Here is a 22,748-nt window from a genome sequence, read left to right on the forward strand (position 1 = left end):
CAGGATTCCCACGGGCTTCTAAGGGATTCCCGGCCACCCGGCCGAACGGCTCAAGTGGCGGGGCGGCCCGGTCCGGAAGATCCTTGGTCGGAACGCGCCGTTACGCCTCGGGGGCGAGGGAGAGGCAGCAGCCGATGTTCTCTGGCCTGGGCCGATTCGTGGTCCGTCGCCCGTGGTGGATCATCCTCGCGTGGGTCGTGGCGGCCGGCGCCGTGATCTCCCTGGCGCCGAAACTCACCTCCAGCAGCGACGAGGCGAGCTTCCTCCCGGACCACTACGAGTCCATCCGCGCGGCGGACGTGCAGGAAGCGGAGTTCCCCAAACAGCAGAACGTCGGCGCGATCATCGTCTTCCAGCGCTCCGACGGCGGAAAGCTGACGGCGGCCGACTCCGCCGACGTCACCCGCGTCTCCAGGGATCTGCAGGCCCAGAAGATCCCCGAGGTGCAAGCGGTGGTGCCCGGCGCCCTCTCGCCCAACAAGCTGGTGCAGACGTCGGTCGTCGCGATGCCGAAGCTCACCGACCCCGAGGACACCGCGCAGCAGGACGCGGTGGAGGAACTGCGCTCCGACCTCAAGCCCGAACTGAAGGGCACGGACCTCTCGGCCGGGATCACCGGCTCCGCCGCCCAGGCCCTCGACGAGAGCGACGCGTCGGAGCGGGCCGGGCTGCTGGTCGGCGTGGGCACCATCGTGATCATCGTCGTGCTGCTCCTGGTGATCTTCCGGAGCCCGATCATCGCGCTGCTCCCCGTGATCCTGATCGGCCTCATCTCGCCGATGGCGACCGGCCTCATCGCCTCCGCGAACAAGGCCTTCGACATGAAGGCCGACTCCTCCATCCAGGAACTGCTCACCGTCGTCCTGTTCGGCGTCGGCACGGACTACATCCTGTTCCTGCTCTTCCGCTACCGGGAGGCCCTGCGGGCGGGCGAGGACCCCAAGGGCGCGATGGTGCACGCCGTCGAGCGGGTCGGCGAGGCGATCACCTCGGCGGCCGGCGCCGTCATCGTCGCGTTCGCCGCCCTCACGCTCTCCTCGCTCGGCATGCTGCGCTCCATGGGCCCCGCCCTGGCCATCGCGGTCTTCGTGACGCTGCTCGCCGGGCTCACCCTGGTCCCCGCCGTCGTCTCGCTGCTCGGCACCAAGGTGTTCTGGCCCTCGAAGTCGTGGCAGCGGGAGCCGCAGGGCACCGGGTTCGCACGGCTCGGCGCCTCCATCGCCCGTAAGCCCGCGATCTGGGCGCTGGTGTCGGCGCTGTTCATGGGCGCTCTCACGCTCGGCGCGCTCGGCTACCGGGCCAACTTCGACCTCGCGGGCTCCTCGCTGCCCAAGGACAAGGAGTCGATGGTCGCCCTGAAGAACCTCCAGAAGGGCTTCCCCGCGGGCACCACCGACCCCACCTTCGTCTACCTCACCTCCACGGACGACGGCTCGCTGCCCGCAGCGCGGACGGCCGCCTTCCGCGGGAAGCTGGACAAGGTCGAGGGCGTGGGCGAGGTGTCCCCGCCCCGGCTGAGCAAGGACGGCGGCACGGCATCGTTCTCCGTGGTGCTCTCGGATCCGCCCGCCTCCGACAAGGCCCTGGAGACCGTCAAGGACCGCCTGCGCCCGGTCGCCCACAAGGACGCCCCGGCCGGCACCGAAGCACTGGTCGGCGGGACGACCGCGGTCTACGTCGACATCAACAAGGCCGTGGACCGGGACTACTCGGTGGTCTTCCCGGTGGCCGCCCTCGCCATCATGGTCATCCTCGGCCTGCTCCTGCGGAGCCTGGTGGCGCCCTGGTACCTGATGCTGTCGGTCGCGCTCGGCTTCGGCGCGACCCTGGGCGCGACCTCCCTGCTCTTCCAGCAGATCGGCAGCCAGCCCGGGCTGATGTTCATGCTGCCCGTGATCATGTACTTGTTCGTGGTCGCCCTCGGCACGGACTACAACATCCTCATGGTGTCGCGACTGCGCGAGGAGGCCCGCGAGGGCCACACCCCGCACGATGCGGCGGGCACGGCGGTGCGCCACTCCGGCCCGACGATCGGCTCGGCGGGCGTGATCCTGGCGGGCACGTTCGCGACGCTGATGCTCGCGGGCAACTCGACGCTGTCGCAGATGGGCTTCTCCCTGTCCTTCGGCATCCTCATCGCCGCCTTCGTCATGGCGATGATCTTCACGCCCGCGCTGACGGCCCTGATCGGGCACAAGGCGTGGTGGCCGGGCCACGGGGACGAGAAGCGCGGCGGAGGCGGCCCCCGGGACGGCGGCGGCGCGAGGCCGGGCCGGTCCGACGGCCCGGACGTCGGCGGCCCGGACCTCGACAAGCCGCCCTACGCCTCCTCGCCGTAAGCCGCCGAGAGCGCCTGGGCGTCGGCGTACGAGGGCAGGTCCTGTGGCACGGCGCCGCCCCGGGCGATCGCGCGCGCCGCCTCGACGGCTCCGTGCAGCGCGGCGCGGAAGAGCAGCGAGCCGCTGCTCACCCGGCGCACGCCGAGCTCGGCGAGGCGTTCGTAGGTCAGGGCCCCGGGCGCGTAAAGGATGTTCAGCGGCATGCCGGCGATCCCTTCGACCAGTCCCGTGATGACCTTCTCGTCCTGCAGTCCGGGGACGAACAGGCCGTCGGCTCCCGCCAGTTGGTAGTCGGTGGCCCGTCGCTCGGTCTCGCCCGCTCCCCCGGCCCGCAGCCAGTAGGTGTCCGTGCGCGCGTTGACGAACAGGTCGGGGGCCGCCTCCTTGACCGCGCGGATCAGCTCGCACTGCAGCACGGCGTCGGTCAGCGTCCCGTCCGGGCGGCCGTCCTCGATGTTCACGCCCACCACACCCGCCTCAGCGAGTTCCGCCGCGAGCGCGGCGACCTCCCCCGGCCGGTCGCTGAAGCCGCCCTCGATGTCCACGGTGACCAGCGCGGGCAGCCTTGCCAGGCCGCGGGCGAGGCTCAGGGTCTCCTCCCGTGTGCCGCCGGTGGCGTCCGCCTTGCCGGCGGCTGCCGCCACACCCAGGCTCGTGGTGCCGATCGCCGGGAAGCCGCCGTGGGCGAGCGCCGCGGCGGAGGCGTGATCCCAGGCGTTGGGCAGCAACAAGGGTGCGCCGGTGCGGTGCAGGGCGCGGAACTGCTCGGCTCGCTGTACGTAGGTCATGCCCGGGACCGTAGCCGCGCATCGGTTCGGGGACCACCGAAAACTCCTGGTGGGCGGGGTCCGGGCGGCACTTTTCAAGAAGTCACAGATTTTCTTCCGGCGTAATGTCGAGAACAGGTGGTCGGCCCCGACGTCCCCTGTGAGAGTTGCCCACAAGGGGTGACCACCGCACAGTCGAGGAGAGACGTCATGAAGTACCTGGTGATGGTGCAGGGCACGCAGGCGGACTACGAGGCGCAGAGCGGCAAGGCCAACGCGACGAGCCCGGCGTGGAGCGAGAAGGACCTGCAGGCGATGTTCGCCTTCATGGGGGCGCTCAACAACGACCTGGCCGAGTCCGGTGAGCTGGTCGACGGGCAGGGTCTCGCCGAGCCCGCCCGGACCCGCCTGGTCGACGTGGACAAGGAGGGCCGCCCGGTCATCACGGACGGTCCCTACGGCGAGACGAAGGAAGTCCTCGCCGGTTACTGGGTCCTGGAGTGCGAGAGCCTGGACCGCGTCACCGAGATCGCCAACCGCATCCAGCAGTGCCCGATCCCCGACGGCGCCCCGAACTATCCCGTGGTGATCCGCCCCATCATGGGCGGCCCGGACGACGCGTCCTGAACAGCACAGCCGCGGTCGAGGACCTGCTGCGCCTGCACGCGCCGCAGGTCCTCGGCGCGCTCATGCGCCGGTACGGGCACTTCGGCGAGGCCGAGGACGCCGTGCAGGAGGCGCTGCTCGCCGCGGCGCGGCAGTGGCCCGAGCAGGGCGTCCCGGAGAACCCGCGCGGCTGGCTGATCAGGGTCGCGTCGCGGCGGCTCATGGATCAGCTGCGCAGTGACGAGGCCCGGCGCAGGCGCGAGGAGGAGGCCGCCCAGCTCTCGCCCCGGGACGCCTTCACGGCGCCCCCGCCGGGCGAGAGCCGCGCGCCGTCCGACGACGACACCCTGACCCTGCTCTTCCTGTGCTGCCAGCCGGGGCTGAGCCCTGCCGCGCAGGTCGCCCTCACGCTGCGCGCGGTCGGCGGACTGACCACGGCCGAGATCGCCCGCGCGCATCTCGTGCCCGAGGCGACGATGGCGCAGCGCATCAGCAGGGCGAAGGCCAAGGTCAAGGGTGTGCCGTTCCGGCAGCCTGGCCCGAAGGACCGTGACCAGCGGCTCGCGGTGGTGCTGCAGGTGCTCTACCTGATCTTCAACGAGGGGTACACCGCGACCTCCGGCAGCGCCTTGCACCGCTCGGATCTGGCCCGGGAGGCGATCCGGCTCACCCGGTCCGTGCGCACGCTGCTGCCCGACGAGGGCGCGGTGACCGGGCTGCTCGCGCTGATGCTGCTCACCGAGGCCCGCAGCGCGGCACGTACGGGCCCGCACGGGGAACTCATCCCGCTCGACGAGCAGGACCGCTCACGCTGGGACCGGCGCGCGATCGAGGAGGGCTGCGGTCTGGTCGAACTGGCCCTGTCCCAGGGCCCGGCGGGCGCCTACCAGTTGCAGGCCGCGATCGCCGCGCTGCACGACGAGGCCGCGCGCGCCGACGACACCGACTGGCCGCAGATCCTGGCCCTCTACGACATCCTCGTACGCCGTTTTCCCGAACCCATGGCCGAGCTCAGCCGGGCCGTGGCCTTCGCCATGGTGCACGGACCGCGCGCCGGGCTTGCCGAAGTGGCGGCGCTGGAGGACCGGCTTGCGGGCCATCACCGGCTCGATGCCGTGCGCGCCCATCTCCTGGAGCGGGCGGGCGAGACGGAAGCGGCCCGCGCCGCCTACCGATCGGCGGCCAAGCGCACGCTGAGCATCCCCGAGACGCGCTACCTGCAGATGCGCGCGGCCCGCCTGCTGTCGCCCTGAGGACGGAGCACGAGACGCGCGTTGCCATTCGCACTGACGCACCGATCATGCCTGGATACTGCTCGTCACGTAACGCAGCTCACAGCGACAACCTCTCCACCTGGGAACACCGCGTATTGGTTCACCGTTGAACAGTGCGTAGGTCCCGATCGCGATTCCCCCGTCCGGTCGGGGCCTACCTTTATTTCCGACCGTTCATGTCCGTTCGGGGCCGTTTCACGCCTTCGAGGGCGAATATGCCAACCGCACCGCGCGGCGCACCCCCCGAGCGGCATCATGCGTTCATGGACGGTGCCAAGCCTGTGCAGGTCTTGTTCACGCCCGACGAGTACGAGGCGGTCCTGCGGAACGCGGAACAGCTCGGGCTCCCGGTCGACGAGTTCATACGCCGGGCCGTGACCGTCGACGCCACGGAAGCGCCCTGCCCCACCGCCGGAACCCGGCGCGGTTCGGAAGCCCCGGCGACCGTGCCGCCCATCCGCCGCAGCCTGGGGCCGGGGGGCGCGCCCGCTCTCCAGCGCTTCCTCGACACCCTCGCGACCACGGCGGAGCCTGACGCCGAGGACCGGGTCCCGCCGCAGCCGACGGTCCGCAACTGCTCGGGGCAATGAGACTGCGGTGAGGCCTGGGCCCGTCGGACTCAGGCCGGGAGCAGTGCTGCCGCCTCCTCGCGGGCGTGATCCATCGCGTCCGGGAAGATGCGCAGGCCGTGGGCGACCAAGGCGCCCTCGTGCAGCAGCATGAGCGCCCGGCCGAGTTCCGCCGCCCGCCCGGGCGCGACGGCGCGGGCGAGAGCGGTGAACAGGGCCAGCATCCACGCCTTCTGGCCGGCGATGACCCGATACGCGGGGTGCGCGGGGTCACTGATCTCGACGTGCGCGTTGACCATGCTGCAGCCCTTGGTGCTGTTGGCGTCGGCCCAGTCGCGTGAGGCGTCGAAAACCGCCAGGATCTTGGCCCGCGGAGTGGTCGCGGCCTCGACGTACGGCGCGAGGAAGGCCTGCCAGCGCTCGTCGCGGGCCGCCAGATACTCGACGACGATCTGCTCCTTGGAGCCGAAGCGGTCATAGAGCGTCTTCTTGGTGACACCGGCCTCGGCGGCGATGAGGTCCACCCCGACGGCGTGGATCCCGCGCTCGTAGAACAGCGTGCTCGCGGCGTCGAGCGCGCGCCGCGCGGCCGGCGTCAGGACGATCCTGCGCGGTGCGCCGCCGGCTCCGCCGGCGTCCTTCACGATCTCACTCAGCAGCTCGGTCATGCCCCCATGGTAAACCGATCTGTATACTCGGCGAGGAGTAGACAGATCTGTATACCTCGCTCGGAGGAACGACATGAACGTCCTGCTCTCGACCGCGTTCGTCCTGACCTGGAGCTCGGGTTTCATCGGGGCCAAGCTGGGCGCCGGGAGCGCCTCCGCCGTGACGGTCCTGATGTGGCGGTTCCTGCCGCTGGCCCTCGTGCTCGCGGTCGTCGCCCTCACCGTGGCGCGGGCGTCCTGGCGCGGCTTCACGGCCCGTGACGCGATACGGCAGGCCGCGGTCGGCGCGCTGTCACAGAGCGGCTACCTGCTCACCGTGTACTACGCGATCCAGCTCGGCGTCTCCAGCGGCACCACCGCCCTGATCGACGGCACCCAGCCACTGGTGGCGGGCGCGCTGGCCGGACCACTGCTCGGCCAGTACGTCTCGCGCACCCAGTGGGTGGGCCTCGCACTCGGCGTGACCGGAGTCGTCGTCGTGACCGCGGCGGACGCCACGGCCGGCACCGATGCTCCCTGGTGGGCCTACGCGGTGCCGTTCCTCGGAATGTTCTCGCTGGTCGCGGCGACCTTCCTGGACCGCCGCTCCCCCCGCCCGGTCGCCCCGGCGGTCTCCATGACGGTCCACTGCGTGACCAGCGCCGTCATCTTCACGGCGCTGGCCGTGGGCGCGGGCGCCGCGACACCGCCGGCCGAGACGTCGTTCTGGGTGGCGATCAGCTGGCTGGTGACGCTCTCCACCTTCGGCGGGTACGGGCTGTACTGGCTGATCCTGCGGCGCTCCGGGGTCACGCAGGTCAACACGCTCATGTTCCTGATGGCGCCGGTCACGGCCCTGTGGGGAGCCCTGATGTTCGGCGAACACTTCGGCGTCCAGACGGCGTTGGGCCTCGCGGTCGGGCTCGCGGCGGTCTGCGTCGTGCACCGCGGCAAAAGCTCCGGGCCATCGGTGGTGCGGTCGTCGCAGGAGCCGCCCCGGACCGCGACACCACGTCAGTCCGCGAGCCGGAAGTCCGCGTAGTCGAAACCGGGCGCCACGAGGCAGCTCACCAGGACCGGTTCGTCACCGGAGGGACGCGCCGCCTGCCACACCCCGCCCGGCACCAGGATCTGCGGGCGCTCGCCGCGCTCGACGCCCGGACCCAGGCGCATGGGCGCCGCACCCTCCTTGGGGAACTCGCCGTCTCCTCCCAGGCGCAGATCGAGCGGGCCGCCGCGGTGCCACAGCCAGATCTCGTCCGAGCGCACCACGTGCCAGCGGGACTCCTCCCCCGGACATAGCAGGAAGTAGATGGCGGTGGCAGCTGTACGGGTACCGGGGTAACCGGCGGGCGTGAAGGAGTGGTCCGACGCCCAGGTCTCGACGAACCAGCCGCCTTCGGGGTGCGGCTCCATGCCCAACTCGCTCGCCAGGGCGGGGCGTTCACTCGCGTCGTTCATGCGTGCTCTCCGTTTCGAGGGTCGGCGGGGTCGGCGGGGACGGCGGGGGCGAGGGGGTGCCCCTCGGGGGGCGTGAGGAAAGCTTGCACGGTGGGTGCGTACCGCTCGGTGATCTCGGCGACGGGCGTGCCGCGCACGTGCGGTCCGCGGGCTATCCCGTACATCACGCCGAGGCCGAGCAGCGTGCCCACCGCCAGCTCGGCGCGTACCCCCGCGTCCGGTCCTTCGAGGCGCTCGCGGAGCCGGTCCACCACCTGCGTACGGAAGTTGTCGCGCAGGGTGTCGCCCTGCTCCCGGTGGAGCGGCGCGAAGACGATCCGCAGGATGGGGTCGGCGCCGTGCTCGGCCTGGCCGGTCAGCAGATGGCGGACCATGTGGCGGCCCAGGACGGCGAGGGGCGCGTCCAGCAGCGCCTCGGCGTCGGTCTCGAAGGACATGACGCGGGCGAAGAGCGCGTCCTTGTTGCCGAAGTACTTCAGGATCAGCGGCGCGCTCACGCCGGCCCGCTCGGCCACGGCCCTGAGCGTGATGTCGGCGTGCGCGTGCCGGGCCAGGAGGTACCGGGCGGCGCGCATGATGGCGGCTTTCGTCGCATCGGCGTCGCGGCGGGCGCATATGCCTGTGCTATCTGCGGAAGATATCGGGGCGAACTTCATGATCACTCCAGCGTGGGCACGAAACTCCGGAGAAGTGAAGGAAGGGGAAATGAAGTGAATGGGAATTCACCATAGCCGGTGAATGGGCTTTCACCACCGCCGACTTCGGAAACGAGATCAAGCCATCGAAGCCTTGGGAACAAGGGCGAAGAGCGGCCAACTGCCGTGCGGCCACTGGGCATCACCGCAGCCGACGGTATGGAGTCAGCCATAATGCCGACCATGAAGAGATGGCGAATTGGACTGGTCGGCACGGGTCCCTGGGCCTCGTCCACGCACGCTCCCGCGCTCGCCGCGCACCCCGACGTGGAGCTCTCCGGCGTGTGGGGGCGGCGGCCCGACGCGGCGGCCGCGCTGGCGTCGACGCACGCGGCCACGGCGTACGCGGAGGTGGACGAGCTGTTCGCCGCGAGCGACGCCGTGGCGTTCGCCGTACCGCCGGACGTGCAGGCACCGCTGGCCACACGCGCCGCGGCGGCGGGCTGCCATCTGCTCCTGGACAAGCCGGTCGCGACGACGGTGGCCGCGGCGCGCGACCTCGCGGCGGCCGCCGAGGCGGCCCGGGTGGCGTCCGTCGTCTTCTTCACGCTGCGCTTCGCCGGGCCGACGGCGGCCTGGGTGACGGAGCAGGCGGCGACGGAGGGCTGGTTCACGGGCCGCGCCGACTGGTACGGCTCGTTCTACGCGGCGGACGGGACCAGCCCGTTCTCCTCGCCATGGCGGGCGCGGCGGGGTGGCCTGTGGGACGTCGGCCCGCACGCCCTGTCGATCCTGATGCCGGTGCTCGGCGATGTCACCGACGTGACGGCTGCGGCGGGACAGGCGGACGTGGTCCATCTGGTCCTGCGGCACAGCGGCGGGGCGTCGAGCACGGCGACACTGAGCCTGAGCACACCGCCGAAGGCCGCGGGGGTGGCGGTGGAGCTGCGCGGTGAGGCGGGAACGGCGCTGATGCCGACCGGGGGTGAGGCACTCGACGCCTTCCGCGGCGCGGTCGACGCGCTCGTCGAGTCGGCGCGATCCGGCCGGTCACACGCCTGTGACGTGCGATTCGGTCTGCGCGTGACGGAGGTTCTGGCCCGGGCCGAGGAGCAGCTCTCCGCCGGTTGACTCCCCCGGGTGCACCGCCCGGGGACGACCGCGGGCGGCCGGTACCGTGGCCGCTACGTAATGGCGAGTGACGGCACCGGCCGCAGCCAGTGGACCCAGGAACCGGTCCGGGAAGTCACGCCACGTACGTCCCGAGTGCGACGTTTCCGACCACACACATCGGAATACGAACAACCGATCCATACTCTTCCCGCAGCGGCCCAATGGGCCTAGGGGGTACCCGACGCCGAGGAATTTCAGCCAATTTCAAGCTCCTCGGCCAAGGCGCCCCACACTTGTGTCCGCGTGCCCACCGACACCGGAACTCGCAGGTCGGTGGTCCCGCTCCAGCCATGGTGCCGCATCCGCTGATCGTTTTTCTTCGGGCAATCTTTACTACCAAAGCTGGTGAGAATATTTAGACTGCTGATGCTCAACTCGGCGTGCACCAAGAGGGATTACCCACATGAACAAGACGGCGCTCCGCGCTCTGCTCCGCGAACGACGCGCCCTCATAGCCCCCGAATCGCACGGCTTCAGCCGCCCCACGGGCCAGGGGCGACGCGCCCGCGGCCTCTCCCAGCACCAGGTCGACCAGCTGCTGCACCGCGCCATCGGCACGTACCACCGCCTGGAGTCGGGCAGTTACCCCAATCCCCCGGCCTCGCTGCTGCGGGATGTCGCGCTGCTGTTCGGGCTCAACGAGCAGGAGTGGGTGTCGCTCTGCCGGTTCGCGTTGTTGCAGGACCCGCCGGGACCGCTGTACTCGTCCTCCGGCAAGGAAATCTCCGGGTCGTGGCAAGAAGCTGTCGACGGCGTCAGTCACATGGCTTACGTCGTCGACGCCTCGTGGGAACTCCTCGCCCACAACGACGCCTTCGCCGCACTCTTTCCCCAGGGCAACGTCCCGAGCAACACCATGCGCTGGATGCTGCTCGACCCCGTCGGCCGTGAGTCCCTGACGGACTGGCACACCGCGTGGGCACCCATGGTTCTGCCCCAATTGCGTGCCGCGCTCACCTCCCGGCCGGACGACGAGATCCTCCGCCGTATCGAGAAGGAAGCCCTCACCGATCCGGTCATCGCCAGGCTCTACGAGGCGGACGGCGCTCTGATCCACCCCGACGGCCACGAGCGTCCCTTGCGCCACGCGCAGCGCGGACCGGGGTGGGTGACCATCTGCGTGGCCCAGCCCATGGCATCGCCCGGCGCCCGGCTGTTCATCCTGATCTTCAAGCCGGGTGCTCAGCGCAAGCACACACGAGCACGCGTGCTCCGCGCGACATGACGCACGCCGACTCGTAACCATCTCGCGTCCGCAGGGACAGGGATTCGGCGACGTCAAGTACGTTGAGCGGCACCCCCCACCAAGACTAGCCACGTGGGAGCCACCGTGCCGGCCTTCATTTCCGCCCCCAGAACCATCTTCGGTGCCCACAAAGTCACCACCGCTGAGATCGTCGACGACATACGCGCACGTCAACACGGTCACCCACGACTCACCGCGATCTTGCGTGTCGTCGACAACTGCGGCGTCTCCTCGCGCTATTTCAGCCGTCCTCTGAACTCTCCGACGGTCGCCGGCACGGCCGACGTGCACGAGCGCACCCAGGCCGCGTTCGACGACGCCGTCGCGCTGTCCGAGGAGGCCGCCCTGGCAGCCCTCGATACGGCGGGGTTGACCGCGCAGGACATCGACGCGATCGTCACCACGCACTCCACCGGCTGGGCGGTCCCCAACCTCGACGTGCACCTGGTTGCTCGGCTCGGTCTGCGTCCCACCGTGCGCCGCGTGGCGCTGACGACGGTTGCCTGCGCGGGCGGCGTGCAAAGCCTGATCAGGGCAGCGGATCTCGTCGCCGTCCGGCCTGACAGCAAGGTACTGGTCGTCGCGGCGGAAGTCCTCTCGACCTCGTACAACCACACCGAAACCACCATTGAATCGATGATCTACAAGGCGTTGTTCGCGGATGCCGGTGCCGCCGCTGTCGTCAGCGGAACCCCGCTGACCTCCGGCCTCGCGATCGACGACAGCTTCGAATACACGCTGCCCGACAGCCTCGATCGGTACAGGGGCCGACTCGACGTACACGGAATGCACTTCGATTCCACCAAGCAGGCTCCGTCCACGGCTGCCAAGACCCTCCCGGCCCTCGTGGACTGGCTCGGCCCGCGCCCCGTCGACTTCGCGGTCATCCACCCCGGCAGCCATCGCATCATCGCCGACACCACGGAAGCACTCGGCCTCGACGCCAGAGCGGCGCACCACTCGGTGGACGCGCTCACCGATGAGGGCAACATGGGTGCTGTCAGCGTCTTCAGGGTGCTGGAGCGTTCGCACACCACCCCGCCCGACGACGGTGCGCACGGCGTAGCCGTGGCGTACGGCCCGGGCTTCATCACCGCAGCCCTCCGCTGCCACTGGCAAGCCTGACCCCGCGCGGCAAAATCAGTTGCCGCGCCCCACCGCCACTGCTGAAGTGCCCGCATGGATCATCAAGCGGTACTGACGGCGTACGACCGGCAGATCCGGCGCGGGGCGCAGGCGGACAGCCCCGGTGCCCGCGTCGAGCGGGACGGTGCCGTCGTCCGGCAGACCGGCGCGGCGCACGACTGGAACGGCGTCCACTGGGCGGACATCGACGAGGCCACGGCGGACGCCGTCATCGCCGAGCAGGTCCGCCACTTCACCTCTCTCCGGCGCGAGTTCGAGTGGAAGCTGCACTCCCACGACCGCCCGGCCGACCTCGCCGACCGGCTGCGTGCGGCCGGTTTCGTCCCGGAGCCGCCGGAGACCGTGATGGTGGCGGAGGTCGCCGATCTGCCCATGGAACCCGAGCTGCCCGAGGGGGTGAGCCTGCTCCCGGTGACCGACGCGGCCGGCGTACGGCTCATGGCGGACGCCCACGACGCGGCCTTCGGCGAGGGCAGTTCGGCACTCGGCGAACGCCTCGCCCAGCGCGTCCTCACCCAGCTGACCGAAGCCCCCGACACGATCGTCGCGGTGGTCGCGATGGCCGGTGACGTGCCGGTGAGCTCGGCCCGGATGGAGTTCTCCCCCGGCACCGACTTCGTCGGCCTGTGGGGCGGCGGCACCGCACCGCACTGGCGGGGCAAGGGCATCTACCGCGCCCTGGTGGCGTACCGCACCCGCATCGCCGCCGCCCGCGGCTACCGCTACCTCCAGGTGGACGCCTCCGACGACAGCCGCCCGATCCTGGGGCGCCTGGGCTTCGCACCGCTGAGCGTCACGACGCCGTACGTCTACGCGCCCCAGGTGCACTGATCCAGGACGCCTGGAGCAGCTTCGCGATCGCCTCCGCCGTGTCCGTCTCGCCGAGCCTCGGGAAGATCTTCTCGATGCTGTTGCGGTGTGCCTGCGCGTCCATGTCGGTCACCGCGTCCACGGCGACCGTGACGTGGTAGCCGTGCTCGTGTGCCGCGCGGGCCGTCGACTCGACGCCGATGCTCGTCGCGATGCCGGCGACGACGACCTGGGTGACGCCGCGGCGGCGCAGCTGGAGGTCGAGGTCGGTGCCGTAGAAGGCGCCCCACTGCTGCTTGGTGACGACGATGTCGCTTTCCTGGCGGCCGAGTTCGGGGACCAGGTCGGCCCAGTCGGCGGGCACGTCGCCGCCGCGGGCGGGGCTTTCGGTGCGCCCGGGGGCGCCGCCGGTGACCCGGACGAGGACCACGGGCAGGCCGCGCTCGCGGAAGGCACCGGCGAGACGGGCCGAGCGTTCGACGATCTCCGCGGAGGGGTGGGCCGTGGGCAGGGCGGTGATGCCCTTCTGGAGGTCGACGAGGACGAGGGCCGTGGTGGGGTCAAGGGTGGTGGCGGTCATGGCTCAGATCTTTCTTGCGTGGGGGGGGCGGCCGGGGAGCCGGTCGTCGGCGGCGTCGGGCTTCGGCGGTCTCGGAGGCGCCGGAAACAGAAACAGCACTCTCACTGCTGCACCAGGCGCTCCAACAGCACGACGGCGTCGGCCAGTTGGCGCTGCTCGTCGGCATCGAGGCCGTCGGCGATGGCGCCCGACAGCCAGCCGTGCTTGGCGGCGCGCGCGTCCGCGAGGGTGCGGCGCCCCTTCTCCGTGACCGAGACGACGGACTGCCGCCCGTCGTTCGGGTCGGGGGCGCGCTCGACCAGCTCCATGCTCTCCAGGGCGCCCACCGTCATCCGCATCGACTGCGGCCGTACGAGTTCCGTGCGGGCCAGGGCGGCCGTGGTGGCGGGCCCCTCCCGGTCCAGGAGAGCGAGGACGGTGCGCTGCGATGCGCTGAGCCCGGCCCCGGGTGACGCCGTCCGCAGCCGCCGCACGACGCGTCCGAGCACGGCCGTGAGATCGGCGGCGAGCTGCTCGGGGGCCGGGTCGCCGGGCTTGTCGGTCATGGAACGACCGTAGGAGATAGACAGGCAAACTTGCAAACTTGCCTGTCTATCTCCTACGTGATCCATCTGCCCGCCCCAGGCGGCACCCAGCGGTGGCTAGCGAATCGGCATCCCCGAAAGCGTGCGCGCGATCACCAGACGCTGGATCTCGCTCGTGCCCTCGAAGATCGTGTAGATCGCGGCGTCCCGATGCATCCGCTCCACCGGGTACTCACGCGTGAAGCCGTTGCCGCCGAGGATCTGCACCGCCTGCGCGGTGACCTTCTTGGCGACCTCGCTCGCGTACAGCTTCGACATCGAGCCCTCGGCCGACTCGAACTTCTTGCCCGTGCTCGCCATCCACGAGGCGCGCCAGACGAGCAGACGGGCTGCGTCGATCTGCGTACGCATGTCGGCGAGCTGGAAGGCGACGCCCTGGTTGTCGATGATCGGGCGACCGAACTGCGTACGCGTCTTGGCGTACTCCAGGGCTTCTTCGTACGCGGCGCGCGCGGTGCCGACGGCCATGGCGCCGACCGCCGGGCGAGACGCCTCGAAGGTGGCCATCGCGGCGTTCTTCACGCGCTCGCCGCCGGTCTTGGCGCGCTCCCGGGCGCGGGCGAGGCGCTCGTCGAGCTTGTCCTTGCCGCCGAGCAGGCAGTGGCCGGGGACGCGGACGTTCTCCAGGACGACCTCGGCGGTGTGCGAGGCGCGGATGCCGTGCTTCTTGAACTTCTGACCCTGGGAGAGGCCGGGGGTGTTCGGCGGGACGATGAAGGAGGCGTGCCCCTTGGAGCCGAGCTCGGGGTCGACGACCGCGACGACGACGTGGACGTTGGCGATGCCGCCGTTGGTCGCCCAGGTCTTGGTGCCGTTGAGGACCCACTCGTCCTTGGCCTCGTCGTAGACGGCGCGGGTGCGCATCGCCGCCACGTCGGAGCCGGCGTCGGGCTCGGAGGAGCAGAAGGCGGCGACCTTGACGTCGTTCACGTCGCCGTACATCTGCGGTATCCAGGTGCCGATCTGCTCCTCGGTGCCGTTGGCGAGCACGCCCACGGCGGCCAGGCCGGTGCCCATGATGGACAGGCCGATGCCCGCGTCACCCCAGAAGATCTCCTCGGTGGCCATCACGATGCCGAGGCCCGTGGGGTCGAAGAACTGCTGGGCGTAGAAGTCGAGGGAGTAGATCCCCAGCTTCGACGCCTCCTGGATGATGGGCCACGGGGTCTCCTCGCGCTCGTCCCACTCGGCGGCGGCAGGCCGGATCACGTCAGCGGCGAACCCGTGGAGCCAGTCCCGGACCTCCTTCTGTTCGTCGTTGAGCTCCATGGTGAACTCGGCCATAACCCCTCCAGGACCTGCGGTGAAGACGTGCGTTACTTGCGGTAACTGGAGTCTGTTACTGGCGGGTAGCCGATGTCAACTCCCGGCCGCCCGTTCGATCGTCGTCGCGCGCGGGGTGTTACGTTGCGCGTGCGTCACGCAATCGCACGGGCGGGGAGAGAATCGCTATGGAGACCACCACACAGCAGACCGATCAGCAACGGTCTGCCGAGCGCCGGCGGCGCGAGTTGCTGGAGGCCGCCGACCGGGTGGTGCTCCGCGACGGCCCCGGTGCCTCGATGAACGCCATCGCCGCGGAGGCCGGCATCACCAAGCCGATCCTGTACCGGCACTTCGGCGACAAGGGCGGGCTGTACGCCGCGCTCGCCAAGCGGCACACCGACGCACTCCTCGAAGCGCTGCGGGCCGCCCTGGACGCCCCGGCCGAGCGGCGCGAGCGGGTCGAGCAGACCCTGGACACCTACCTCGCGGCGATCGAGGCCCGCCCGCAGGTCTACCGCTTCCTCATGCACCCCTCGGACGCCGCAGCCCCCGGCGACCAGGGCTTCGACGTGGGTCTGCACTCCGCGCCCGTCCTGCGCCGCATGGGCGAGGAGCTCGCGCAGGTCATCGAGGAGCGGGTCGACCTCGGACCGGGCAGCGCGCAGCTCGCGCGCGTGTGGGGCCACGGCATCGTCGGCATGATGCACGCGGCGGGCGACTGGTGGCTGGGCGAACGCCCCTGCCCGCGCGCCGAGTTGGTCAGCAGCCTGGCCGACCTGCTGTGGGGACGCCTCGCGGCGGCGGGCGACCGCGTCGGCGGCCCCGGCTTCTGAAGACTCCTCAGGGGCGGCCCGGCGCGGGAGGTCAGTTGCTCCAGGGCGCCTTGGCGGCGGCGCGCAGAACCCTGCGCCGCCGCCAGCCCGTGACGTGATCGGTGTAGACGCCGCCCTCCAGGTGGTCGCACTCGTGCTGCAGACAGCGCGCGAACCAGCCGGTCCCGTGCACCCGCACCGGCTCACCGAGCATCGTGACGCCCTCCACCACCGCGTGGTCGAAGCGTGGCGTGCCCGCCTCCAGGCCCGGCAGCGAGAGACAGCCCTCCGGTCCGCGCACGACCACCCCGTCGGCCTCCACGAGGCGCGGGTTCACCACGTACCCGAGATGACGCACATCGTCGTCGTCCGGGCAGTCGTACACGAAGACCCGCCGGTTCACGCCGATCTGGTTGGCGGCCAGACCCACGCCCTGGGCGGCGTACATCGTGGCGTACATGTCCTCGATGAGCCGGGCCAGTTCGGGACCGAAGTCGGTGACCTCCTCACAGGGCTTGTGCAGCACGGGGTCACCGAGCAGTGTCAGAGGTCGTACGCGCCCCGAGGCGCCCGGGATCGAGCCGTGTCGCATGGCCGCAAGGGTACGGTCCTTGGTGAACCCCGGGGTCGGGGTGGTGCCGCGGTTCGGGCTGGACAGTGGATCTCGATAGGCTGAGGTTCATCGCGTTGCCGGGGGCAGGCGCGGCGCCGTAAGCAAGGAGGATCCAGAACTGATGGCAGGCAACACGGACCCGCTGTCGCCGCGGGCCAAGCTGGCCGTGACGGCGGGCAAGGCGGCCGCGGCGGTGTCGCGCGCGGCGGGCCGCGGCAGCGGATCGGTGATCGGCGGCCGCGTATCACTCAAGCTCGACCCCGACCTGCTCGGGCGTCTCGCCACGCACCTGGACGTGGTGCTCGTCTCCGCCACCAACGGCAAGACGACCACAACCCGGCTGCTCGCCGAGGCGCTGCGCGCCAGCGGGCCCGTGGTGTCGAACGCGCTGGGCGCGAACATGCCGGCCGGGATCACCTCGGCCCTCGCGGGCGGCTCGGACGCCCGTTTCGGCGTGATCGAGGTCGACGAGAAGTATCTCGCCGGTGTCGCCCGCGACGTGGAGCCCAAGGCGATCGCGCTGCTCAACCTCTCGCGCGACCAGCTGGACCGCGCCGCGGAGACCCGCATGATGGCCGAGAACTGGCGCGAGGGCCTGGCCGGCTCCAAGGCGGTCGTGATCGCCAACGCGGACGACCCGCTGGTCGTCTGGGCGGCGTCCTCGTCGCCGAACGTCGTGTGGGTGGCCGCCGGACAGGAGTGGAAGGACGACGCCTGGTCGTGCCCCTCCTGCGGTGGTGTGATGCAGCGACCCGGCGACGACTGGTTCTGCGGCGAGTGCGGCTTCCGCCGCCCCGCGCCCAGCTGGGTGCTCTCCGGCGACCACGTCCTGGACCCGCACGGCTCGGCCTGGCCGATCCATCTGCAGCTGCCGGGCCGCGCGAACAAGGCGAACGCCACCACGTCGGCCGCCGTCGCCGCCGTCTTCGGTGTGCCGCCGCAGGTCGCCCTGGAGCGGATGTACCAGGTGCAGGCCGTCGCCGGACGCTATGACGTCGTGCAGTTCCAGGGCCGTGACCTGCGCCTGCTCCTCGCGAAGAACCCCGCGGGCTGGCTCGAAACGTTTTCGCTGATCGATCCGCCGCCCACCCCGGTGGTCCTGTCCGTGAACGCCCGCGGCGCCGACGGCACCGACACCTCCTGGCTGTGGGACGTCGACTACACGCGCCTGGCCGGTCACCCGATCTTCGTGCTCGGCGACCGCAAGCTGGACCTCGCCGTGCGTCTTGAGGTCGCGGGCCTGGACTTCCGGGTCTGCGAGTCCCTCGACGAGGCCGTGCAGCTCGCGCCGCCCGGACGCATCGAGACCATCGCGAACTACACCGCGTTCCAGGACCTGCGCCGCCGCGTCGGCAACTGACCCCACCGGACCCTCTAGACCCTCGTAGGGACGAATGAGCATGAGCGACAACAGCCTGCGGCTGGTGTGGGTCTACCCCGACCTGCTCAGCACGTACGGAGACCAGGGCAACGCCCTGGTCGTGGAGCGCCGCGCCCACCAGCGCGGCCTCCAGGTCGAGCGTTACGACGTGCGCAGCGACCAGCCGGTGCCCACCTCCGGCGACATCTACCTGATCGGGGGCGGTGAGGACCGCCCGCAGCGCCTGGCGGCCGAGCGGCTGCGCCGCGACGGCGGCCTGCAGCGGGCCGTGGGCAACGGCGCGATCGTCTTCTCGGTGTGCGCGGGCTACCAGATCCTGGGCCAGGAGTTCATCAACGACCTCGGCCAGCGCGAGCCGGGCCTCGGCCTGCTCGACGTGATCTCCACCCGCGGCGAGGGCGACCGGTGCGTCGGCGACGTCCTCGGCGACATCGACCCGCAGCTGGGCCTGCCCCCGCTGACCGGCTTCGAGAACCACCAGGGCATCACGCACATCGGTCCGTCCGCGCGGCCGCTCGCACGCGTCACGCTCGGCCGGGGCAACGGCACCGGCGACGGCACCGAGGGCGCCTACAACGGCACCGTCTTCGGCACGTACATGCACGGTCCCGTCCTGGCCCGCAACCCGCTGATCGCGGACCTGCTCCTGAAGCTGGCGCTCGACGTGAACGCGCTGCCGCCGACGGACGACCGCTGGTACGAGGCGCTCCGCGCCGAGCGCATGAACGCGGCGCAGCAGCCCGCCTGAGGCCGTCGCCGCACAGGTGAGCGGCACAGTCCAGCAGTCGGACGCCCGGTGCGGCCCCGCCCCCTCTCGCCTATAGGGTGGCGGGGTTCCCGCCGGACGACGTGGTCCGGACTTCGGCCCACGCAGCACAAGGGCCCCTCTTTATGAAAGACGTTGGCGGGCTATGCGCATTGGTGTCCTCACGTCCGGCGGCGACTGCCCCGGTCTCAACGCCGTCATCCGCTCGGTCGTGCACCGCGCCGTCGTCGACCACGGCGACGAGGTCATCGGTTTCCACGACGGCTGGCGTGGTCTGCTCGAATGCGACTACCGCAAGCTCGACCTGGACGCGGTGGGCGGCATCCTGGCGCGAGGCGGAACGATTCTCGGCTCCTCCCGTGTCCAGCCCGCGCACCTGCGCGACGGCGTCGAGCGGGCCAAGGGCCACCTCGCCGACCTGGGCCTGGACGCGGTCATCCCGATCGGCGGCGAAGGCACACTGAAGGCGGCCCGGCTCCTGTCGGACGCCGGTCTGCCGATCGTCGGGGTGCCCAAGACGATCGACAACGACATCGCGGTCACCGACGTGACGTTCGGCTTCGACACCGCGGTCGGCGTGGCGACCGAGGCCCTCGACCGGCTCAAGACGACCGCCGAGTCGCATCAGCGGGTCCTGATCGTCGAGGTCATGGGCCGACACACCGGCTGGATCGCACTGCACTCGGGCATGGCCGCGGGCGCGCACGCGATCGTCGTGCCGGAGCGGCCCTTCGACATCGAGGAACTGACGCGGAAGGTCGGCGAGCGGTTCTCCGCCGGCAAGAAGTTCGCGATCGTCGTGGCCGCCGAGGGCGCCAAGCCCCGTGAGGGCACGATGCAGTTCGACGAGGGCGTCAAGGACATGTACGGCCACGAGCGGTTCGCCGGCATCGCCCGCCAGCTCTCCATCGAACTGGAGCAGCGCCTGGGCAAGGAGGCCCGCCCGGTGATCCTCGGGCACGTCCAGCGCGGCGGCACCCCCACCGCGTACGACCGTGTCCTCGCCACCCGCTTCGGCTGGCACGCCGTGGAGGCGGTGCACCGCGGCGAGTTCGGCAAGATGACCGCGCTGCATGGCACGGACATCACCATGGTCCCGCTCGCCGAGGCCGTCGAGACGCTGAAGACGGTGCCGGACGAGCGCTACGCCGAGGCGGAGTGCGTGCTCTAGAGCTGTTCCGGATCTTCTCTGGAGCAGGACCTTGATTCAAGGCTGAAGGAACGGCCCCCGGACGCGTCGGCGTCCGGGGGCCGTTCTAGTCTGGTGCGGACACACAGCGCACAACCGCACGAATCAGGAGCCACTGGATGGATCACAGCGGGCACGGCATGAACATGGATCTGCCGCCGTTCACGCTGGGGCGCGGGCTCGAGCTCTCGGCCGACCCCTTCTTCCTCATCGGCTGCCTGGTGGCCCTCACGCTCTACGGCTGGGGCGTGGTCCGGCTCGTACGGCGCGGTGACAAGTGGCCGGTCGGTCGCACCCTTTCCTTCGTGGCGGGCGTGCTGACCATCCTGCTCGTGATGTGCACCAAGCTGAACGACTACGGCATGGTCATGTTCAGCGTGCACATGGTGCAGCACATGATCATCAGCATGCTCTCGCCGATCCTGATCCTGATGGGCGCCCCGATCACCCTCGCCCTGCGCGCGCTGCCGGTCGCGGCCCGCGGCAGCAAGGGTCCGCGCGAGTGGCTGCTGTGGGTCCTGCAGAGCCGCTACATGCGGATCATCACGCACCCCGCGTTCACGATCCCGCTGTTCATCGCGAGCCTGTACGCGCTGTACTTCACCCCGCTCTTCGACACCCTGATGGGGTCCAAGGTGGGCCACATCGGGATGATGGTGCACTTCCTCGCCGTCGGCCTGGTCTTCTTCTGGCCGATCATGGGCGTGGACCCGGGTCCGCACCGGCCCGGATACATCATGCGGATGCTGGAGCTGTTCGCGGGCATGCCGTTCCACGCGTTCTTCGGCATCGCCCTGATGATGGCGTCAGAGCCGATGGTCGGCACCTACAAGAACCCGCCGTCCTCGCTCGGCATCGACGCACTCGCTGATCAGACGGCTGCCGGAGGCATCGCCTGGGCGTTCAGCGAGGTGCCGTCGGTCCTCGTGCTGCTCGCGCTGCTCTTCCAGTGGTACCGCTCCGAACAGCGCCAGGCGCGGCGCACGGACCGGGCCGCCGACCGTGACGGCGACAAGGAGCTCGAGGCGTACAACGCCTATCTCGCCTCACTGGCCGCGCGCGGGCGCTAGCGGCGAAGGGTCTTCGCGGGCGAGGATGGTCTCAGGCCGCGGTCTTGGCGTCGAGGCGCCGGGCTGCCGGGAGGAGGCAGGGCGATGCCTGATTCTACGAAGACGATGGGTGTATTCACCATCGGAGGCTTGGTCGCGGTGACCGCGTACACGGTCGCGCTGGGGAGCAACGGCTGGCTGTGGTTCGGCTGGGTCGTCATCGGCATGCTCACGCTGGCGATGGTGCTCTCGCGCAGTACGCCCTAGGCGCCGCGCACCGCCGAGGAAAGGTGCGGGGCGGCGCCCGGGTGCACTGCGGGGCGGCACCCGGGGTGGGCCCTCGGGCGGCGCCTGGGGTGGAGCGCGGGTGGACCGTCGGCCGGTGCCGTCAGAAGCGGAAGACGGCGCCCGTCGAGTGCGCCATCTCGCAGGCGTTGCCGTACGTCTTGTTCCAGCTGACCGGCTTGCCCCGGTGCAGCCCCGTCGCGCTCACGGTGACCGGGGCGTACTGCTTGGTGCAGATCCCCGACTTCGTCGTCGGCAGCGCGTCGAAGTCGCCCTGCGCCTTGTCGATCGCCGCGCAGGCGGCGGCCGCGTGCGGATGGTGCGCGGGCCGCTGGGTCACGCAGTCGAGCAGCACCCCGCGGACCCACGCGTTGTCCTGCCCCGTGACGGTGAGGAAGACGCCGCTCGCCCGCTCGGGGGCCGTTTCGCCCGCCGCGTGGGCGGGCGCGGCGACGGCGAGGGAGACCAGCGCGGCGGCGGTGGCCGCGGCCGGGCGCAGGCGGGACGTGGGACGAGACCTCATGGGGGACCTCCTGTGACGGTGACGTACTGCGTCGGAGAGAGGCCAGGCCACCCCCGCTCCCACCGCCCGCGCGAGCGACACGCCGGGCACTCACCCGGACGTGTGCGCGGCGAGGCCCGGACGGGCGCGTCACCGGCCGGGCGCACGATCACGCCAACGACCGAGGCCACCCGGCCACGGTCCCTTCTCCCGTCGCGGCGGCGCACCTAAACTGACCGCTGCGCGAGGACCCGTGACCTGCGACGACGCAGCACCCAGGCCGGTCCACCTACGTCAAGGAGCAACGGGTGTTCTACTACCTGCTCAAGTACGTCGTCCTGGGGCCGCTGCTGCGGCTCATGTTCCGCCCGCGCATCGAGGGGTTGGAGCATGTACCGGAATCGGGTGCGGCGATCGTGGCGGGCAACCACCTCTCGTTCTCGGACCACTTTCTGATGCCCGCCATCATCAAGCGGCGGATCACCTTCCTCGCGAAGGCCGAGTACTTCACGGGCCCCGGCATCAGGGGCCGTCTGACGGCCGCGTTCTTCCGCAGCGCCGGGCAGATCCCGGTGGACCGCTCCGGCAAGGAGGCGGGCCAGGCCGCGATCCGCGAGGGCCTCGGGGTGCTGCGCAAGGGTGAGCTGCTCGGCATCTATCCGGAGGGCACCCGCTCGCACGACGGGCGGCTGTACAAGGGCAAGGTCGGCGTCGCCGCGATGGCGCTCAAGGCGCAGGTGCCGGTGATCCCCTGCGCGATGATCGGCACGTTCGAGGCGCAGCCGCCGGGCCAGAAGGTGCCGAACTTCCGGCAGGTCTCCATCCGCTTCGGCGCCCCGCTGGACTTCTCGCGCTATGCGGGCATGGAGAACGAGAAGGCGGTCCTGCGCGCCGTCACGGACGAGATCATGTACGCCATTCTCGGGCTCTCCGGGCAGGAGTACGTCGACAAGTACGCCGCGGTCGTCAAGGCCGAGGAAGCCGAGCGCGCCGCCGCCGCGAGAGGACGGAAGTTCCCCCGGATGCCGCTGAGTTGATGCCCTGACGT

The 22,748-nt window shown here is 70.8% G+C and carries 25 protein-coding genes; 16 read left to right on the plus strand and 9 right to left on the minus strand.

Going from position 1 to position 22,748, the window contains the following annotated elements; all coding sequences use genetic code 11:
• Positions 1-134: 134 nt before the first annotated feature.
• Positions 135-2,339, plus strand: a complete 2,205-nt coding sequence (locus ACWFRU_RS13010) for an MMPL family transporter (RefSeq protein WP_453686279.1) — start codon at positions 135-137, stop codon at positions 2,337-2,339.
• Here ACWFRU_RS13010 and ACWFRU_RS13015 read toward each other — a convergent pair.
• A complete protein-coding gene (locus ACWFRU_RS13015) occupies positions 2,321-3,127 on the minus strand; it encodes an isocitrate lyase/PEP mutase family protein (RefSeq protein WP_453686281.1) in 807 nt (268 codons plus the stop codon). The two genes, ACWFRU_RS13010 and ACWFRU_RS13015, sit on opposite strands and share 19 nt — an antisense overlap.
• A 189-nt stretch (positions 3,128-3,316) precedes the next feature.
• On the opposite strand from ACWFRU_RS13015, the gene ACWFRU_RS13020 reads away from it, so the two are divergent.
• The 3 genes from ACWFRU_RS13020 (at position 3,317) to ACWFRU_RS13030 (ending at position 5,576) form a co-directional block, all read left to right on the plus strand.
• Complete coding sequence (locus tag ACWFRU_RS13020; protein ID WP_453686283.1) at positions 3,317-3,733, plus strand: YciI family protein; 417 nt, start codon at positions 3,317-3,319, stop codon at positions 3,731-3,733.
• Complete coding sequence (locus ACWFRU_RS13025; protein ID WP_453686786.1) at positions 3,730-4,965, plus strand: RNA polymerase sigma factor; 1,236 nt, start codon at positions 3,730-3,732, stop codon at positions 4,963-4,965. Before ACWFRU_RS13020 ends, ACWFRU_RS13025 begins: the two co-directional genes overlap by 4 nt.
• A 284-nt stretch (positions 4,966-5,249) precedes the next feature.
• Positions 5,250-5,576 carry a plasmid mobilization protein gene (locus ACWFRU_RS13030; protein ID WP_453686285.1) on the plus strand — a complete coding sequence of 109 codons (327 nt, stop codon included), beginning with the start codon at positions 5,250-5,252 and terminating at the stop codon, positions 5,574-5,576.
• 29 nt (positions 5,577-5,605) lie between these two features.
• On the opposite strand, the gene ACWFRU_RS13035 is transcribed toward ACWFRU_RS13030, so the two are convergent.
• Positions 5,606-6,223 carry a TetR/AcrR family transcriptional regulator gene (locus ACWFRU_RS13035; RefSeq protein ID WP_453686287.1) on the minus strand — a complete coding sequence of 206 codons (618 nt, stop codon included), beginning with the start codon at positions 6,221-6,223 and terminating at the stop codon, positions 5,606-5,608.
• 73 nt (positions 6,224-6,296) lie between these two features.
• Between ACWFRU_RS13035 and ACWFRU_RS13040 the strand changes: the two genes are divergently transcribed.
• Complete coding sequence (locus ACWFRU_RS13040) at positions 6,297-7,244, plus strand: DMT family transporter (protein WP_453686288.1); 948 nt, start codon at positions 6,297-6,299, stop codon at positions 7,242-7,244.
• Here the strand turns inward: ACWFRU_RS13040 and ACWFRU_RS13045 are convergent.
• Both ACWFRU_RS13045 and ACWFRU_RS13050 read right to left on the minus strand, forming a co-directional pair.
• Positions 7,217-7,663, minus strand: a complete 447-nt coding sequence (locus ACWFRU_RS13045; protein WP_453686289.1) for a cupin domain-containing protein — start codon at positions 7,661-7,663, stop codon at positions 7,217-7,219. The two genes, ACWFRU_RS13040 and ACWFRU_RS13045, sit on opposite strands and share 28 nt — an antisense overlap.
• Positions 7,660-8,319 carry a TetR/AcrR family transcriptional regulator gene (locus ACWFRU_RS13050; protein ID WP_453686291.1) on the minus strand — a complete coding sequence of 220 codons (660 nt, stop codon included), beginning with the start codon at positions 8,317-8,319 and terminating at the stop codon, positions 7,660-7,662. The genes ACWFRU_RS13045 and ACWFRU_RS13050 overlap by 4 nt, the downstream gene beginning before the upstream one ends.
• 222 nt (positions 8,320-8,541) lie before the next feature.
• Between ACWFRU_RS13050 and ACWFRU_RS13055 the strand changes: the two genes are divergently transcribed.
• From ACWFRU_RS13055 to ACWFRU_RS13070, 4 genes are all read left to right on the plus strand, one after another.
• Positions 8,542-9,429, plus strand: a complete 888-nt coding sequence (locus tag ACWFRU_RS13055) for a Gfo/Idh/MocA family protein (RefSeq protein WP_453686293.1) — start codon at positions 8,542-8,544, stop codon at positions 9,427-9,429.
• Positions 9,430-9,874: 445 nt separating this feature from the next.
• Positions 9,875-10,696 (plus strand): MmyB family transcriptional regulator, encoded by an 822-nt coding sequence (locus ACWFRU_RS13060; protein ID WP_453686295.1) that lies wholly within the window; start codon positions 9,875-9,877, stop codon positions 10,694-10,696.
• Between the two features lie 93 nt (positions 10,697-10,789).
• Positions 10,790-11,842, plus strand: a complete 1,053-nt coding sequence (locus ACWFRU_RS13065; protein ID WP_453686297.1) for a PhlD — start codon at positions 10,790-10,792, stop codon at positions 11,840-11,842.
• Between the two features lie 54 nt (positions 11,843-11,896).
• On the plus strand, positions 11,897-12,694 hold the full coding sequence (locus ACWFRU_RS13070) for a GNAT family N-acetyltransferase (protein ID WP_453686298.1): 798 nt from the start codon (positions 11,897-11,899) through the stop codon (positions 12,692-12,694).
• On the opposite strand, the gene ACWFRU_RS13075 is transcribed toward ACWFRU_RS13070, so the two are convergent.
• From ACWFRU_RS13075 to ACWFRU_RS13085, 3 genes are all read right to left on the minus strand, one after another.
• Complete coding sequence (locus tag ACWFRU_RS13075) at positions 12,657-13,253, minus strand: isochorismatase family protein (RefSeq protein WP_453686300.1); 597 nt, start codon at positions 13,251-13,253, stop codon at positions 12,657-12,659. The two genes, ACWFRU_RS13070 and ACWFRU_RS13075, sit on opposite strands and share 38 nt — an antisense overlap.
• Before the next feature lie 101 nt (positions 13,254-13,354).
• Positions 13,355-13,798 carry a MarR family winged helix-turn-helix transcriptional regulator gene (locus ACWFRU_RS13080; protein WP_453686301.1) on the minus strand — a complete coding sequence of 148 codons (444 nt, stop codon included), beginning with the start codon at positions 13,796-13,798 and terminating at the stop codon, positions 13,355-13,357.
• A 96-nt stretch (positions 13,799-13,894) separates the two neighbouring features.
• Positions 13,895-15,121, minus strand: coding sequence for an acyl-CoA dehydrogenase family protein (locus ACWFRU_RS13085; protein WP_453686303.1), 1,227 nt, complete (start codon positions 15,119-15,121; stop codon positions 13,895-13,897).
• A gap of 167 nt (positions 15,122-15,288) precedes the next feature.
• Here ACWFRU_RS13085 and ACWFRU_RS13090 point away from each other — a divergent pair, with 167 nt between their 5' ends.
• Positions 15,289-15,936 carry a TetR family transcriptional regulator gene (locus tag ACWFRU_RS13090; protein ID WP_363207121.1) on the plus strand — a complete coding sequence of 216 codons (648 nt, stop codon included), beginning with the start codon at positions 15,289-15,291 and terminating at the stop codon, positions 15,934-15,936.
• Between the two features lie 31 nt (positions 15,937-15,967).
• Here ACWFRU_RS13090 and def read toward each other — a convergent pair whose 3' ends face one another.
• Positions 15,968-16,507 (minus strand): peptide deformylase, encoded by a 540-nt coding sequence (def, locus tag ACWFRU_RS13095; RefSeq protein ID WP_453686305.1) that lies wholly within the window; start codon positions 16,505-16,507, stop codon positions 15,968-15,970.
• Positions 16,508-16,649: 142 nt separating this feature from the next.
• Here def and ACWFRU_RS13100 point away from each other — a divergent pair, with 142 nt between their 5' ends.
• The 5 genes from ACWFRU_RS13100 to ACWFRU_RS13120 all read left to right on the plus strand — a co-directional run bounded on the left by ACWFRU_RS13100 (position 16,650) and on the right by ACWFRU_RS13120 (position 21,180).
• Positions 16,650-17,888: a MurT ligase domain-containing protein gene (locus ACWFRU_RS13100; protein WP_344519320.1), complete on the plus strand. Its 1,239-nt coding sequence runs from the start codon at positions 16,650-16,652 to the stop codon at positions 17,886-17,888.
• Positions 17,889-17,928: 40 nt separating this feature from the next.
• Complete coding sequence (locus tag ACWFRU_RS13105; protein WP_160509220.1) at positions 17,929-18,657, plus strand: type 1 glutamine amidotransferase; 729 nt, start codon at positions 17,929-17,931, stop codon at positions 18,655-18,657.
• A gap of 163 nt (positions 18,658-18,820) precedes the next feature.
• Complete coding sequence (locus ACWFRU_RS13110) at positions 18,821-19,846, plus strand: 6-phosphofructokinase (RefSeq protein ID WP_453686306.1); 1,026 nt, start codon at positions 18,821-18,823, stop codon at positions 19,844-19,846.
• A 137-nt stretch (positions 19,847-19,983) separates the two neighbouring features.
• Positions 19,984-20,934, plus strand: a complete 951-nt coding sequence (locus tag ACWFRU_RS13115) for a cytochrome c oxidase assembly protein (RefSeq protein ID WP_453686308.1) — start codon at positions 19,984-19,986, stop codon at positions 20,932-20,934.
• An 84-nt stretch (positions 20,935-21,018) separates the two neighbouring features.
• The gene (locus tag ACWFRU_RS13120; protein ID WP_190078913.1) at positions 21,019-21,180 is read left to right on the plus strand and encodes a hypothetical protein; all 162 of its coding nucleotides are present in this window, start codon (positions 21,019-21,021) and stop codon (positions 21,178-21,180) included.
• A 121-nt stretch (positions 21,181-21,301) separates the two neighbouring features.
• Here the strand turns inward: ACWFRU_RS13120 and ACWFRU_RS13125 are convergent, their stop codons facing one another.
• On the minus strand, positions 21,302-21,721 hold the full coding sequence (locus tag ACWFRU_RS13125) for an SSI family serine proteinase inhibitor (protein ID WP_453686310.1): 420 nt from the start codon (positions 21,719-21,721) through the stop codon (positions 21,302-21,304).
• Between the two features lie 287 nt (positions 21,722-22,008).
• On the opposite strand from ACWFRU_RS13125, the gene ACWFRU_RS13130 reads away from it, so the two are divergent.
• A complete protein-coding gene (locus ACWFRU_RS13130; protein WP_453686312.1) occupies positions 22,009-22,737 on the plus strand; it encodes a lysophospholipid acyltransferase family protein in 729 nt (242 codons plus the stop codon).
• Positions 22,738-22,748: the final 11 nt, after the last annotated feature.

The sequence above is a fragment of the Streptomyces sp. NPDC055099 genome, assembly GCF_053607685.1.